Below are 14,402 nucleotides of genomic sequence, written 5' to 3' on the forward strand. Positions count from 1 at the left end.
GGAACGTCATGAATCAGATCCACGTCATTGCCCATACGCACTGGGATCAGGAGTGGTATTTCACCCGTCAGGACAGCATGGTGCTGGCATCCTATAACTTTGCGGATGTCATCGACACGCTGGAGCGGGACCCCGCTTACAGCTGCTATCACCTTGACGGACAGATGGCGGTAGTGGAGGACTTTCTCGCCATCAATCCCGATTATCGCGCCAGGCTGGAAACCCTCGTCAAAGAGAAAAGAATCTTTGTGGGGCCATGGTATACCCAGACGGACACCTACAACGTGCATGGCGAATCAATTATTCGCAATCTCAAGTACGGCATTTTCGCCGCCCGCGCGCTGGGGCATGCTATGCAGGTCGGGTACCTTCCGGACACCTTTGGCCACAATGCTCAGATGGCCACCATTTTGCAGGGCTGCAATATCGACAATATCGTCTTCTGGCGCGGTATCGATCACGACAGACAAGCGAAAAGCAGCCAGTTCCTCTGGCGCGCGCCGTCTGGGGCGACCGTTATCGCCTGCGCGATGGCATTCGGTTATGGCGCAGCTAAAAACATGCGTTCAGACGCGAGCCATCTGCAGGGTAAAATCTTCCCGATGGTCAATCTCCTGCGTTCACGGGCCGGTATAAACGACCTGCTCCTGCCCTGCGGCGGCGATCAGGTCTGCATCGACCCGGCGCTGCCGAAAATTCTGCAGGTCGCCAGCGCACACTCTCCCGATGGGGATCGATACGTTATCAGTTCGCTGGAGCGCTACGTCGACATTCTGCGCGCGCAGCGTGAACAGTTTGAAGGCTGGGAAGGGGAGCTGAAATCGCCGCGCTACACCCGCATCCATAAAACGATCGGATCCGTGCGCTACGACATCAAAAAGAAAAATGATGAAGTCGAGCAGTTCATCCTGCGGCGGCTGGAGCCGACAATCGCCATGGCGCGCCATCAGGGGATTCCGGTCAACCTCTCGGTGGTCGATACGCTCTGGAAGAAGCTGTTGCGAAGCCATGCCCACGACTCTATCGGCGGCTGTAATAGCGATACCACTAATCGCGACATACTGCATCGGCTGGAGCAAACCGAACAGCTGTGCCACAGCCTGTGGAACCTGGTGGTAAAAACCCTGGCCGCCGCCTGCGCTCAGGAAAATGACCTGCTGATTTTCAACCCGCTGGGCACCCCAACGCAGCGCGTAGTGATAACCACCCTGTATAGCCGTGCTGATAATATCGCCCTGACATATCAGGGGCAGCCCATCCCTTTCGACGTCCTGAAAAGAGACATTCTGCCCGGCGGAACGGCGATCTCCCTTAGCGCTGAAGGCGAATGTGAAACGCCCCTTCCTCCCTATTATCGCTGGCACGTTGCTGTGAAGACACCGGTTCTGCCGCCGGTCGGCTATCTCAGCGTTAACGTTAAGGATGACCCGGTGCCTTTCCAGCAGCAGGAACAGACAAAGGGCAGCGAGATAGAGAATGCGCATTATCGATTAACGCTGGACGCCGGAACGCTCACCCTGCACGACAAACGCAGCGGCAGATGCATTCCCTCTTTCTTTACTCTCGAAGACTGCGCGGATGCGGGCGACAGCTACGATTTCTCACCGCTTGCGGGCGACACGCCGACGCGGTGCGACCAGTTCACGCTCGTCGACTGCCTGAAAACGCCGCTTGTCGAAAAGCTGATTGTGGAAGCCACCCTGCTTCTTCCGCCGGATCTCGCAGACCGTCAAGAAAATGCCCGAACGCCGTTATCCCTTCGTCTGGCGTGTGAATTACGCGATCACGATCCGAACCTGTATGTGGACAGCTCGCTGGAAAACAGCCACTGCGATCACCGGCTACGTTTGCTGATTAACAGTGATATTCACACCCGCCACGCAATCGCCTCGCAGCCCTTCGCGATCATCGAGCGCGAAACGGGGTGTCACGCTGAAGAGTGGCAGGAACACTATCGCGAAATGTCCGTGGATATCGAAACCAGCGAGGGAATCATTGCAGTTGCGGAAGCGGGCAAAGCGCTGGTGGTGAATAGCCGCGGCATGAAGGAGTTTCAGATAATCGGCGACGCACCGGCTACGGTTGCCCTGACGCTGTTTAAATCAACGGGCGTGCTGGGACGCAGCGATCTCGACTGGCGACCGGGCCGGGCATCCGGCATCAATAATACGGTGGTCGAGACCCCCGATGCCCAGTTGCTGAAACCGTTGCGCTTCTCCTTCACCGTCGCGCTGGCCGATAGCGCCGATCATCTCACGCTTCGCCAGCTGGAAAATCAGACAGCGGGACAGCCCTTCACCTATCAACGGCAAACGCTGCACACGCTCGATCACCGTCTTGAGCGCTTTTCGTTGCGTCTGCCCGACCGCAGGCTTCCGGCAGAATTCTCATTATTGAACCTGCCGGAGCCGCTCATCCTCTCTGCCTTGCCCCATGCGCAGCAGTCGCAGGGTACGGTAGTTCGCGTGTTTAACGCCGGCACGGAGCCCGTTCCCGTCCCGGCAAGCCTGGAGGGGTTTCGTCAGATCAACTATCTGGAAGAGCCGGTGCAGCCGGTAACGGCTATTCCCCCTTTCGCGACCTGCGATTTTTTAATGGAGGCTTAATATGAACCTGCTTGCATTGACGCATCCCGATCTGGTTTTTATCAACCCGCCGCACCGTTCGCCTGAAGCGCTAATACGCTGGCTCGCCGAACCGCTCGCCAGGCAAAAAATCATCAGTGATGAAGAAACGTTCATCCAGAGCGTGTTACAACGCGAAAGTGAAGGTCCTACCGCGCTGGGTGAGGCGCTCGCCGTCCCGCACGGTAAAACCGTGGCGGTGCAGCAGGCGGCATTTTGTCTGGCGCTCTTTGACGACCCGATACGCTGGCCCGGGCTGGATGGTGACGAAGAGGTGAGAATGGTTTTCCTGCTCGCCATTCCGCCCGCGGAAGCAGGGAGTACCCATATGCAGCTGCTGACGACGCTGACCTGTTTATTGACGGAAGATCGGGTGCGTGAGCGACTGCTGGCGGCGCGCACCCGGGAAGAGGCGATGTCCGCGCTGAGTGCTGAAGAACCACAAAAACAGGACGATGCTCCTGAACGCTCCTTTCTCATCCCGGTGGTGCTGGGCAGTATCGCAACCGCAGCCTTTTTGCAGGCGGGACTGAGCTGGGTCTGCGGGGGGAGTTAAATGAACAGCGCTTAGCACACACCGTGCTGAGCGCTTGTTTTTATTGAATAATCAATCAGATTTTTCTCGCCCGCCTTTACAATCGCTGAAGCGCCCGTCGTTTGTACTCTCGTCTTTTTACTTTGTTCTGCATCAAATAAATCGCAAACATGTTTGATGCAAATCACTATATGTAGCACTTAAAATGCACGCCGACCCAACATCTTGTATTTATCGTCTACTATTCCAACAACAAGACGGCGCTTACGCTGGCCGGAATTGTGGATAACACGAGCTGGGAACGCGGGAAGTCTTTGGCCTGGCGGGAAATGCGTCCGGTGAATACTTCTCCACCTCTGTGGATAACCTGTTTTTAAAAATGGAGTGATCATGACACCGCATGTGATGAAACGTGATGGCTGTAAAGTGCCGTTTAAATCAGAGCGCATCCAGGAAGCCATTCTGCGTGCAGCTAAAGCAGCGGGAGTCGATGACGCAGATTACTGCGCCACCGTCGCAGAAGTCGTTAGCAGCCAGATGAATGAACGCAGCCAGGTCGATATCAACGAGATCCAGACCGCGGTTGAGAACCAGCTCATGGCAGGACCTTACAAGCAGCTGGCGCGCGCCTACATTGAGTACCGCCACGATCGAGACGTGCAGCGCGAGAAGCGCGGCCGCCTGAACCAGGAGATCCGTGGCCTGGTGGAGCAGACCAACTCTGCGCTGCTCAATGAAAACGCCAATAAAGACAGTAAAGTGATCCCCACCCAGCGCGACCTGCTGGCCGGTATCGTCGCCAAACACTATGCCCGTCAGCATCTGCTGCCGCGCGACGTGGTCTCGGCGCACGAGCGCGGCGAGATCCACTACCACGATCTCGACTATTCGCCGTTCTTCCCGATGTTCAACTGCATGCTGATCGATCTGAAAGGCATGCTGACCCACGGCTTTAAAATGGGTAACGCGGAGATTGAACCGCCTAAGTCGATCTCCACGGCTACCGCGGTCACGGCGCAGATCATCGCTCAGGTCGCCAGCCATATTTACGGCGGCACCACCATTAACCGCATTGACGAAGTGCTGGCCCCGTTCGTGACGGCGAGCTTCAACAAGCACCGTAAAACCGCCGAAGAGTGGCAGATTCCGGACGCGGACGGCTATGCGCATTCCCGTACCGAGAAAGAGTGCTACGACGCCTTCCAGTCGCTGGAATATGAGGTGAACACGCTGCACACCGCCAACGGCCAGACGCCGTTTGTAACCTTCGGTTTTGGGCTGGGCACCAGCTGGGAATCACGCCTGATCCAGCAGTCGATCCTGCGCAACCGTATTTCCGGCCTCGGCAAAAACCGCAAAACCGCCGTGTTCCCGAAACTGGTGTTCGCGATTCGCGACGGCCTGAACCACAAGTTTGGCGACCCGAACTACGACATCAAACAGCTGGCGTTGGAGTGCGCGAGCAAGCGCATGTACCCGGACATCCTGAACTACGATCAGGTCGTCAAAGTCACCGGTTCGTTTAAAACGCCAATGGGCTGCCGCAGCTTCCTCGGCGTGTACGAGGATGAAAACGGCGAGCAGATCCACGACGGGCGTAACAACCTGGGCGTGATCAGCCTCAACCTGCCGCGCATCGCGCTGGAGGCAAAAGGTAATGAAGCTGAATTCTGGAAACTGCTGGATGAGCGCCTGCAGCTGGCGCGTAAGGCGCTGATGACCCGCATTGCGCGCCTCGAAGGGGTCAAAGCCCGCGTGGCGCCGATCCTCTATATGGAAGGGGCCTGCGGCGTGCGCCTGAAGGCGGACGATGACGTATCCGAGATCTTCAAAAACGGCCGCGCGTCGATTTCGCTGGGCTACATCGGCATTCACGAGACCATCAACGCCCTGTTTGGCGACACGCACATGTACGACAGCGAAGCTCTGCGTGAGAAAGGCATCGCCATCGTTCAGCGCCTGCGCGACGCGGTAGACCAGTGGAAAGAGGAAACCGGCTACGGTTTCAGCCTGTACAGCACCCCAAGCGAGAACCTGTGCGACCGCTTCTGCCGCCTGGACACCGCCGAGTTCGGGATTGTGGAAGGTGTGACCGATAAAGGGTACTACACCAACAGCTTCCACCTCGACGTCGAGAAAAAGGTGAACCCGTACGACAAGATCGACTTCGAAGCGGCCTATCCGCCGATCGCCAGCGGCGGCTTCATCTGCTACGGCGAGTACCCGAACATTCAGCACAACCTGAAGGCGCTGGAGGACGTGTGGGACTATAGCTATCAGCACGTGCCGTATTACGGGACCAACACGCCAATTGATGAGTGTTACGAGTGCGGCTTCACCGGTGAGTTTGAATGTACGAGTAAAGGCTTTACCTGCCCGAAATGCGGCAACCACGATGCGGCCCGCGTCTCCGTGACCCGTCGCGTATGCGGCTATCTCGGCAGCCCGGACGCCCGTCCGTTTAACGCCGGCAAACAGGAAGAAGTGAAGCGCCGCGTGAAGCATCTGGGAAATGGGCAGATCGGTTAATCCGCTGCCACGTTAATGCCCGGTGGCGCTGCGCTTACCGGGCCTACGGACCGCTCTCTTTTGTAGGCCGGGTAAGCGCAGCGCCACCCGGCGTGGTTATTCGCTATGAACTATCACCAGTACTACCCTGTCGACATCGTCAACGGCCCCGGCACCCGCTGCACGCTGTTTGTTTCAGGCTGCGTCCACGAATGCCCCGGCTGCTACAACAAAAGCACCTGGCGACTCAATTCCGGCATGCCGTTCACCGCGGAGATGGAAGATAAAATCATCAACGACCTGAACGACACGCGCATCAAACGCCAGGGGATCTCGCTCTCCGGCGGCGATCCGCTGCACCCGCAAAACGTGCCGGATATGTTGAAGCTGGTGAAGCGCATTCGCGCAGAGTGTCCGGGAAAAGATATCTGGGTCTGGACGGGCTACAAGCTGGATGAACTGAATGCGCAGCAAATGGAAGTCGTGGATCTGATTAACGTGCTGGTCGACGGCAAGTTCATGCAGGATTTAAAAGACCCGGCGCTCATCTGGCGCGGCAGCAGCAACCAGGTTGTGCATCATTTGCGATGAACGCTAAAGCCGTTTATTTGCGTCGTGATAAGCGGCTGATTTCTCTCTTTTCCCAACGGCGATAACAAATACCGTTATAACGCTGTCCTGAACCTGATAAACCAGGCGATAGCCAGACGCCTTGAGTTTGATTTTGTAGCAATCAGGCAGATTATGCAGGCGGGCCGATTCGACCCGGGGATTTGCCAATACCCCGGCAAGTTTCTTCTTAAACTGGTTTTTGACCGTATCCCCCAGCTTGCTCCACTCCTTTAACGCCCTCGGGTCAAATTCCAGTTCATAAGTCATCCAGACTAACCTTTATTCCCTTTTGCGGATTAGCCAGTCGCTCCCGGACTGTCTGTATCAGCGCATCTTCGCTGTCGCTAATGGTGACCGTTTTCACCGGCATGCGCCCCGTTTCAGCAACGTACTGAAACAGCAATCGCACCGCTTCCGTTGGGGTAATATTGAGTTTTTCCAGCACGGCATAAGCCTCGTTTTTAAGTTTGTCATCCAGACGGACGTTTAGCGTGGCCATTATGCCTCCAGAAAAATCGAATGTGTAATGCAGTTTAGCATTACACTCGCATTACATCGAATTCTGGATAATGCCTCTCAAAAACGACTCAAACTCTCCATCGCCACCGCCTTAAACCCGGCGAAATCCTCGCAGCTACAGAGCCGTGACATCGCCCGCTCGCGCAGGAAAGTGACGAAAATATCGTAAATCGCCATCGCCTCTTCGTACTCGCTTTTGCTGATGGCGAGCAGGAAGATAACGTGCGCGGTTTCGTCGCCCCACTGCACGCCGTGCGGGGCGAGCACGGTGTAGACCACCGTTTTCTGCGCCAGCAGGCCGAGGGAGTGCGGCAGCGCGATGCCGTCGCCGAGCATGGTGCTGACAATAGCTTCACGTTCAACAACCGAATCCAGAAACTCCGCGCCGACAAAGCCCTCTGCTTCAAGCTGTTCACACAGCTCGCGGAAGAGCGTCTGCTGATCGATCGGCTTGTCGATAATGCGGAAATGGGCCGCGTCGAAGTATTTATCCAGCATCCACGGGCGGGTGCGGTCCACCAGCACCAGCTTGCCAATCTGTTCTAACTGGTAGTCGGTCGGGAACGGGGCGATCATCACCACCGGTTTCGACTTTTCGTTGACGCGGGCGGTCGCGATCACAAAGTCTTCGCTAATGGTTTCCGCCAGCTCGTACTCGCGCAGGGTGAGCGTGCGCGTCACCTCAATCTGCGGGTATTTACGCTGCAGTACCGCCTCAATCATGCGCACCATGGCGTTACCGGCGTCGCATACCAGCAGCACGCGCGGCTGACGCTGGTAGCCGATGTTGTAGTGGCGCTCAAGCCCGACGCCAATATGCAGCACCAGGAAGCCAATCTCGTTTTCGCTGATCACATACGGCGTGTATTTGCCCCAGCTCGACACCGCGGCCAGCGTCATGTCCCACGCCATCGGGTAGTGCTGCTTGATGTTATCCAGCAGCGGATTGGGGATCATGATTTGATACCGCACGCGGGTGATCATGGTTTTGATGTGCGTGAGCAGGTCCGCATGCAGCTGCGCGTCGCTGAGCAGGTTGTAGTTATAGTGAGTGTTGATATAGCGCAGGATGTAGTTGACCAGCGCCTCGTCGTCGTCAGCGTTAATGGCGCTGGGCGCGATCTCCTGAATCTGCCGCGCCGCAATGTGCACGCACAGCCAGCTCTCCTCCGACGGCGAAAGCGCCTTGCCCGCCAGCTGCTGGATGGTCACCGCGATATCCTTCGCCGCCTCGCGCACGTTCTCTTCCACGTCTTCGGCATGGAATTCCGGCAGCGGGTAACCTTCGCTGATGCGACGTACCGACACCGCGCAGTACAGGCGCAGGAACAGCTCGCCTTCATCGGTCAGGCGAATGTGGTGACGGGTCAAGGCGTCGTGCAGCACCGGCACCATCTGCTCCGCCACGCCCGCATTCAGCGCCACGTCGGTCACCAGCGGGTTCAGGCTGTCCTGCTGCGCCAGCTCCCAGAGCAGATCGGTCAGGCAGGCGCGGGTCGACATCTCGCTGCCAAACAGCTTCATCCCGTGGCGCGGACGGGTTTCCAGCGTCAGGTTGTAGCGATGAAACCACTCGCGCACCTCCGCCATATCGCTTTGCAGCGTGGCGCGGCTGACGAACCATTCGTCCGCCAGATCCTCCAGCTTAAGCGAAAACGCCGAGGTCAGAAAACGCACCACCAGATAATGCACGCGCTCCGGCCCGGTCCGCGGGATACGCAGCGCGCGCGGGTGGGATGCCTGAAGCTGCTGATAGCGCTCGGCATCCTCAATTTTGAGCTGGTAGCCGTTGCCCCGGCTCAGGATGAACTGCGCGCCGTGGCTGGCCAGCAGCGCGTTCAGGGCGGTGATGTCCGCACGGACGGTTCGCGTGGAGACCGACAGCCGCTGCGCCAGCTCGTCCTGCGGCAGCGTCTCGTTTTGCAACAGGTCGAAAAGTTGCGCCAAACGTTGGTTCGGAAATCGCACGTCGTTGTCCTCTTACGGCTTAAGGTGAAATGACCATCTGGGATGGGCTGCCGACCGGGGTATAGTCTGGCTCAAAGCTCAATTTCCCGTCCTGCGCCACGCGGAAGCGGGTAATGTTGTCGCTGCGCTGGTTCATGACGTACAGCCAGCGCCCCTGTTTATCGAGCGTCAGGGTGCGCGGGTAGTCACCGCGCGTCCACACATCGTCCTGATGCGTCAGCGTGCCCTCTGCCGTTACGGTAAAGTGCCCGATGCTGTTATGCAAACGGTTAGCCACATACAGCTGCTTACCGTCGGCGCTTAATGCGAGCCCGGCAGCAAAGCTAGTGCCTTTGTAACCTTCCGGCAGGGCAGAGACCGTTTTATCCTCTTTCAGGGTGCCGTTGGTATTCACGGTATACCGGGTGAGCGTAGACGCCTCTTCGTTAATCAGCCACAGGGCATCGCCCTTCGGCGTAAAGACAAAGTGGCGCGGCCCGGCGCCTTTCGAGGAGGCGCTGATAAACGGCGGATCGTTCGGCGTCAGCTTTCCTGTCCGATCGTCAAAACGGTACTGATAGATGCGATCCAGCCCCAGATCGGTGGAAAACACGTATTTCCCGCTCGGATCGGCGGCGATCATATGCGCATGGGGGCCGTTATGATCGCTGATCGCGAAACTGCCCTCAACGGCAGCTTCCGGCTTCGCCGCGCCCGGTTCGCCTTGATCCTGATGTGTGTCCGTGGCGTCACCCAGGCTGCCGTCTGCGTTAACGGGTAAAACGGCAATGGAGCCGCTGACGTAGTTCGCCACCAGAAGATGGCGACCGTTCGGCGTCAGCGACAGGTAAACCGGCCCCGCGCCGCCGGAGGCCACCTGACTGAGCTCGCTCAGCTCACCGTTATCGCCGACGCGCAGCGCCTGCACCACGCCCTGCTCCACTTCGCTTGCCAGATACAGCGTTTTGCCGTCCTGTGAAAGGGTCAACTGCGCCGCATTCGGCAGTTTGCTTACCAACGTTTTATCGTTCAGTGCGCCGGTTTGCGGGTTAACAGTAAAACGGTACAGCCCTTCACCGTTTGGATTATAGGTACCCACCCAGGCGTATTGCGTCTGGGCGACAGCGGCGGTGGCGAACATTGAGAGTGAAGCGACAAGCAAGGTACGGGTGTGCATGGTGGCTCCTGTATAGGTGTGAGTTCTACTTCACCAGCTTCTTCGTCATCGCCAGCAGGGTACGCACATCTTCCGGACGCGTATCACCGCTGGCTTTGTCGATAATCGAGCTGTAGATATGCGGGATGATTTTGCTCACGCCCGCGTCGAGGGCGATCTGCAGGATCTCCTCATAGTTTTCCAGATCGATACCTCCGGTCGGCTCCAGCCAGAAGTCGTGACGGGCGCAGGCTTCCGCCACCGCTTTGTACTCGTCACGGCACTTCAGGCCGCCCATCGGGAAGTATTTGATAGAGCTGCCGCCGAAATCTTTCAGCAGAGCAATCGCCGTTTCCACCGGCACAATGCCGTCCATAGCTGCGCTGCTCAGCGGGCCGGTGGAGATTTTCACCATCCCGACGGTACCGGTCGGAGAGACCAGACCGTTGACCACGGAGTCGTTCTGCCCCAGCAGCGCGCGGCTGGTGGCCACGCCGGTAAAGACCTGGTTAACGTGCTGCGGCTGCACCTGGCGGGAGATTTCACTCACCATCGCCGACTGGTTCGGATCGCCCGCGCCCAGGCCAACGGAGAGCGCGTTATCAATCAGCTTCGCGTATTCGCGCATATCGGCAACGGCGCTCGCCACGTCCGGGTAATTTTTGGAGAGCACGCCCACCAGCACGTGGCCTTCCGCCGCCTCGTAGATGGCGCTGGCGTTGGCCTTTGAGCCAGCCAGCACGTTCAGACAGACGCGGTCACGGTAAAAGTTGGGGGTCAGTTTCATGCGTTTTTCTCCTGTCCTAATACTTCACTAATGCGGCGGTAAACAATGTTCAGCTGGTCAGCGTTTACGCTGCGAACGTCCGCCTCGATAATCCCTTCGTTGGCCTTGTAGCCACGGAAGTAAATGGCGTACTCGCCCTGCTTGAGCTTCGCCACCAGGTCCCCCGTGCCGAGGCCGGTGGTGGCTTCGTCAAACTTAATCTCGGTGCGGGCGATGTCGCGTCCGGCGCTGTCCCAGACCACGCGCGCGGTCACACCGTTCAGGGTGTTGAGCGCCTCGATAAACGGCGTCATTTTCGCCACCATCTCGGCACCGCTCTCTTTGGTGGCCGTCAGATAGTGTTCGATGGCGCAGGTCAGGCCAAGAATGCCCTCTTTACCCACCTTCATGGCGCGGCCAATCCCCGCCGTCTGGCGCTTCACCCACTCAACGTACTGGGTCTTGCCGATCACCAGCCCGCTGGTGGGGCCTTCGATCGCCTTCGCGCCGCTGTAGATCACCAGGTCCGCGCCGGCGCGGTAGTACGCGTGCAGATCTTCTTCCGCCGCGGCATCGACGATGAGCGGCAAGTCGTGTTTACGTGCGACAACCGCCGCCTGCTCGACGCTGAGCATGCTTTTCTGCACGCAGTGGTGAGATTTGATGTACATGATCGCCGCCGTGCGCGGGGTAATCGCCGCCGCCAGCTGATCGGCGGAACATTCGTTGGCGTAGCCCGCTTCCACCAGCCTGCCGCCGCCCAGCGCCACCATGGTGCCCACCGGCGCGCCAAAATTCACGTTGTGGCCTTTCGGCAGGACGATCTCGTTGTTCTCAATCGGGGTCACGTGCAGGTTTTCCAGCAGCCAGTCGCTGTCTTTCACCAGCACCGCGGCCACGGACTGGGCAATGCCCGCCGACGCGCAGGAGACCACCGTCGCCCCTTCCACGTCCAGCAGCTTCGCGATGTACTCCCCGGTTTTATTGACCAGATCCTTCATCTCGAAATAGTGATTCATGCCGTCCATCGCCGCCTGTACCACCTCCGGGCGCGGCGTGGAGACGCCCAGCGCCGTCATGCGGCCAGAGGTGTTAATAACCTGCTTTAAGCGGTACTTCTCATAAATCGAAGGCATTTTCCGTGCTCCCTTGTTCGGTCATGTAGCCCTTGCCCGCGCGGATCGCGGCAAGCGGCACCAGTATGTGTTCAGCCTGCAGGCTGTCGTTTTCGGCATCCGTCAGCACCGTCGGCTGACGTTTAAGGGTGAACAGCGTCAGGTCGGCATCGAGACCCGGCTGAATGCGGCCTTTGCGCGTCAGGCGCAGGCCGTCGGCGGCGTTCGCCGTGACGCAGTCAATCACCTGCGGCAATGACATGCCGATGGCGAGGAATTTCGACATCACGCTTGCCAGCGAGCCCACCGGGCCGTTGATGCGGTTGCGGCAGTAGATGTCCGAGCTGATGGTGTGCGGCAGAATGCCCATCGCGATGGCGCGTTTTGCCACCTCAAAGCTGAAGCTCGCCGTGCCGTGGCCGACGTCCAGACGCACGCCGCGCTTCAGCGCAGACGTAATGGAGGCGCGCAGCTCGCCGGAGGGCGTCAGAATGCGGTTAGGCTTGCCGTTGTAGCAGTGGGTGATGATGTCGCCAGAGCTCAGCAGCTCGGCAATTTCATCGAGGTTCGGCGGGTTGTTGCCAATGTGCACCATCAGCGGCAGGTCGCCGTTCTCTTTCTGAATGGCTTTGGCGCGCGCCAGCGGCGTGATGCCGTTTTCACCGACCACGCTGCTGCTCATGCGCGCCTTCAGGCCGACGATAAAATCAGGATGGCGTTTCACCGCCTCTTTCACCGCGTCGGCGTCAATATTGGCCATGTTGGCCAGCTCGTTCTGGGCAATCAGCCCCACGCGGGAGATGTTCAGCAGGGCAAAGACCTCGGTGGAGGCCTTGCGGGTAATCGCGTAGAAATCGTCCACGTCGTCGGCCCCGGTGCTGCCCGCATCCACCACGGTGGTCACGCCGGTGGCAACGCCCACGCTGTCCGGCTCGTCGTGGTAAATCGGGGAGTTCGGGTAGCAGTGTACGTGGGAGTCAATCCAGCCTGCGCTGACGAACACGTCACCGTTTAGCTCCACCGTTTTGCGGGCGGGAGCGTCTATGTCGCCCGTCGCGGCGATCTTCCCGTCCTGAATGGCGATATCGGTCAGGGTATCGTCGGCGAGGCGCGCACGGCGCAGGAGTAAATCAAACATGAGGATCTCCTGAAAAGTCGGGCGCCGGAGCGCCCGCGGGTATTAAAGGGCAACCGGGAACAGCCAGCCCAGAATCATTGCGCCGAGGATAGCGCCACCGGTAATGGGCTTCTGCCAGATGTAGAACAGCAGCGCGCCCAGCAGAGAACCCACACCAATCGGAATGGAGGCGGTCATGGCGCTGAGGATAATCAACGGTCCGAGGAAGCGGCCGGAAGCGTTGCCCGCGCCCATCATCACGTCTGCGCCGTAGGTGGAGTTGCTCTGGTTGATGGTGAACTTACGCGCCAGGATGATGACGTAGCCAATCGCAAGGCCAATCACCAGGCCGGTGATCAGCGCGGCAATGAAGTTGGTCACCGGGAACATGATCCCCGCGCCCAGCAGCAGCGCCGGAACCCCGAGGCCCACGCCGGTCTGGATCGCCCCGCCGATGTCGAGAATACCGACCAGCGACCCTTCGATAATACGGGCGAACAGGAAGCTCGCGCCAAACGCTGCCACTGCGCCGTAAACGCCGGTGTCAATTCCCGCTTTCAGCATCGCCACGAAGGCCACTTCGTTAAACGCGCCGATGCCGTAGAGGTAGTACATGTGCGTCCCGGCAAACACGCCGGAGGAGAGCAGGCCAACGAAGATCGGGAACGACCAGTCGGCATACCAAAAACCTTTATTCTGTTCCATGTCGAGGCTCCTGTTATTTACCGCTGAGCGAGTTGTGGATCATGTCGAGCCAGTTCGGCACGGTCAGATGGAAGGATTCGATCATCTTCATGTCGAAGCCGCGGAAGAAGCCGCTCAGCACGAACAGCAGCACGATCGCCGCCATCATCACTTTGGTGACGTGGTTCCAGCCGCTCTCTTCCACGCCTTTACCGATCAGGATCCCCAGCACCAGGCCCGGTACGGCGTTGCCCATAATCAGCTGCGCCGCGCCGCCAAAGATGGTGGCCCAGAAGCCCGATTTTTTACCCGCGTCGATGGCCGCCAGCCAGAAGATCACCGGCATCACGGTGTTGACCAGCAGGTTCGCGGCAGGCACCAGCACCTTCACGGCGGTGACCTGAAGCGCAGCGGGCACGGAGGAGGCAGTCAGGTTAAGGAAGGTCACGACGATCATGCCAATCACGCCGCAGGCAATCGCCATTTTGCGCGGATCGTGCAGCGTTTCGCCGACGTTACGGTTTTTGATCATCAGCGCGGCAGCACCCCAGTTTGGGATGATGCGGTGGTCAACGTCCTGTGTGAAAGCCCCTGCGGCCACGGAAGAGGCCCAGGCGTTAAAGAAGAAGCCTAACCCAAAGGAGAAGTGGGACGCCGGATCCCCTTCGCAGGAGTTCAGTTCCCCCAACGTACGAAACGCGCCCATACCCTGAGTGGTAGGCGCATGAAACATGCGTGCAGCCCCGGCCCCGACACCGACGCCTACCAGGCCGCCGATGATGAGCGATTTTATTAATATAATTAAGAACATCAGTCTGC

The 14,402-nt window shown here is 58.7% G+C and carries 13 protein-coding genes; 4 read left to right on the forward strand and 9 right to left on the reverse strand.

What is annotated here, in order from left to right; genetic code table 11:
- Positions 1-8 precede the first annotated feature (8 nt).
- The 4 genes from ACOTXF_RS08680 (at position 9) to nrdG (ending at position 6,258) form a co-directional block, all read left to right on the forward strand.
- Positions 9-2,606: a glycoside hydrolase family 38 C-terminal domain-containing protein gene (locus ACOTXF_RS08680; RefSeq protein WP_316937117.1), complete on the forward strand. Its 2,598-nt coding sequence runs from the start codon at positions 9-11 to the stop codon at positions 2,604-2,606.
- A gap of 1 nt (position 2,607) precedes the next feature.
- Complete coding sequence (locus ACOTXF_RS08685) at positions 2,608-3,180, forward strand: fructose PTS transporter subunit IIA (RefSeq protein ID WP_047747541.1); 573 nt, start codon at positions 2,608-2,610, stop codon at positions 3,178-3,180.
- Positions 3,181-3,549: 369 nt separating this feature from the next.
- Entirely contained in the window at positions 3,550-5,688 is a 2,139-nt protein-coding gene (gene nrdD / locus ACOTXF_RS08690) for an anaerobic ribonucleoside-triphosphate reductase (protein ID WP_008501397.1), read from the forward strand.
- A gap of 105 nt (positions 5,689-5,793) precedes the next feature.
- A complete protein-coding gene (gene nrdG, locus ACOTXF_RS08695) occupies positions 5,794-6,258 on the forward strand; it encodes an anaerobic ribonucleoside-triphosphate reductase-activating protein (protein WP_045408172.1) in 465 nt (154 codons plus the stop codon).
- Between the two features lie 3 nt (positions 6,259-6,261).
- On the opposite strand, the gene ACOTXF_RS08700 is transcribed toward nrdG, so the two are convergent.
- The 9 genes from ACOTXF_RS08700 to ACOTXF_RS08740 form a co-directional block, all read right to left on the reverse strand.
- Complete coding sequence (locus tag ACOTXF_RS08700; protein ID WP_008501399.1) at positions 6,262-6,546, reverse strand: type II toxin-antitoxin system RelE family toxin; 285 nt, start codon at positions 6,544-6,546, stop codon at positions 6,262-6,264.
- Positions 6,536-6,778, reverse strand: a complete 243-nt coding sequence (locus tag ACOTXF_RS08705) for a type II toxin-antitoxin system RelB/DinJ family antitoxin (RefSeq protein WP_008501400.1) — start codon at positions 6,776-6,778, stop codon at positions 6,536-6,538. Before ACOTXF_RS08705 ends, ACOTXF_RS08700 begins: the two co-directional genes overlap by 11 nt.
- A 77-nt stretch (positions 6,779-6,855) precedes the next feature.
- A complete protein-coding gene (locus tag ACOTXF_RS08710) occupies positions 6,856-8,766 on the reverse strand; it encodes a BglG family transcription antiterminator (protein ID WP_150319493.1) in 1,911 nt (636 codons plus the stop codon).
- A 19-nt stretch (positions 8,767-8,785) separates the two neighbouring features.
- Positions 8,786-9,922, reverse strand: a complete 1,137-nt coding sequence (locus ACOTXF_RS08715; RefSeq protein ID WP_047744915.1) for a lactonase family protein — start codon at positions 9,920-9,922, stop codon at positions 8,786-8,788.
- 25 nt (positions 9,923-9,947) lie between these two features.
- On the reverse strand, positions 9,948-10,688 hold the full coding sequence (gene dagF, locus ACOTXF_RS08720) for a 2-dehydro-3-deoxy-phosphogluconate aldolase (RefSeq protein ID WP_021240686.1): 741 nt from the start codon (positions 10,686-10,688) through the stop codon (positions 9,948-9,950).
- Complete coding sequence (locus ACOTXF_RS08725) at positions 10,685-11,803, reverse strand: DgaE family pyridoxal phosphate-dependent ammonia lyase (RefSeq protein WP_023345315.1); 1,119 nt, start codon at positions 11,801-11,803, stop codon at positions 10,685-10,687. Before ACOTXF_RS08725 ends, dagF begins: the two co-directional genes overlap by 4 nt.
- The gene (locus tag ACOTXF_RS08730) at positions 11,787-12,920 is read right to left on the reverse strand and encodes an amidohydrolase/deacetylase family metallohydrolase (RefSeq protein ID WP_047744916.1); all 1,134 of its coding nucleotides are present in this window, start codon (positions 12,918-12,920) and stop codon (positions 11,787-11,789) included. The genes ACOTXF_RS08725 and ACOTXF_RS08730 overlap by 17 nt, the downstream gene beginning before the upstream one ends.
- A gap of 42 nt (positions 12,921-12,962) precedes the next feature.
- Entirely contained in the window at positions 12,963-13,604 is a 642-nt protein-coding gene (locus ACOTXF_RS08735) for a DUF4310 family protein (protein WP_008501407.1), read from the reverse strand.
- A 13-nt stretch (positions 13,605-13,617) separates the two neighbouring features.
- On the reverse strand, positions 13,618-14,394 hold the full coding sequence (locus tag ACOTXF_RS08740; protein WP_008501408.1) for a DUF4311 domain-containing protein: 777 nt from the start codon (positions 14,392-14,394) through the stop codon (positions 13,618-13,620).
- Positions 14,395-14,402: the final 8 nt, after the last annotated feature.

The sequence above is a fragment of the Enterobacter cloacae complex sp. IR53041 genome (assembly GCF_049238285.1).
Taxonomy (GTDB): Bacteria; Pseudomonadota; Gammaproteobacteria; order Enterobacterales; family Enterobacteriaceae; genus Enterobacter; species Enterobacter roggenkampii.

Bases quoted from the DNA above. Each gene is read 5' to 3' on its own strand.
- ACOTXF_RS08740 (WP_008501408.1), bottom strand. From the start codon at position 14,394: ATGTTCTTAATTATATTAATAAAATCGCTCATCATCGGCGGCCTGGTA.
- ACOTXF_RS08735 (WP_008501407.1), bottom strand. From the start codon at position 13,604: ATGGAACAGAATAAAGGTTTTTGGTATGCCGACTGGTCGTTCCCGATC.
- ACOTXF_RS08705 (WP_008501400.1), bottom strand. From the start codon at position 6,778: ATGGCCACGCTAAACGTCCGTCTGGATGACAAACTTAAAAACGAGGCT.
- nrdD (WP_008501397.1), top strand. From the start codon at position 3,550: ATGACACCGCATGTGATGAAACGTGATGGCTGTAAAGTGCCGTTTAAA.
- nrdG (WP_045408172.1), top strand. From the start codon at position 5,794: ATGAACTATCACCAGTACTACCCTGTCGACATCGTCAACGGCCCCGGC.
- ACOTXF_RS08730 (WP_047744916.1), bottom strand. From the start codon at position 12,920: ATGTTTGATTTACTCCTGCGCCGTGCGCGCCTCGCCGACGATACCCTG.
- ACOTXF_RS08715 (WP_047744915.1), bottom strand. From the start codon at position 9,922: ATGCACACCCGTACCTTGCTTGTCGCTTCACTCTCAATGTTCGCCACC.
- ACOTXF_RS08700 (WP_008501399.1), bottom strand. From the start codon at position 6,546: ATGACTTATGAACTGGAATTTGACCCGAGGGCGTTAAAGGAGTGGAGC.
- ACOTXF_RS08725 (WP_023345315.1), bottom strand. From the start codon at position 11,803: ATGCCTTCGATTTATGAGAAGTACCGCTTAAAGCAGGTTATTAACACC.
- ACOTXF_RS08680 (WP_316937117.1), top strand. From the start codon at position 9: ATGAATCAGATCCACGTCATTGCCCATACGCACTGGGATCAGGAGTGG.
- dagF (WP_021240686.1), bottom strand. From the start codon at position 10,688: ATGAAACTGACCCCCAACTTTTACCGTGACCGCGTCTGTCTGAACGTG.
- ACOTXF_RS08685 (WP_047747541.1), top strand. From the start codon at position 2,608: ATGAACCTGCTTGCATTGACGCATCCCGATCTGGTTTTTATCAACCCG.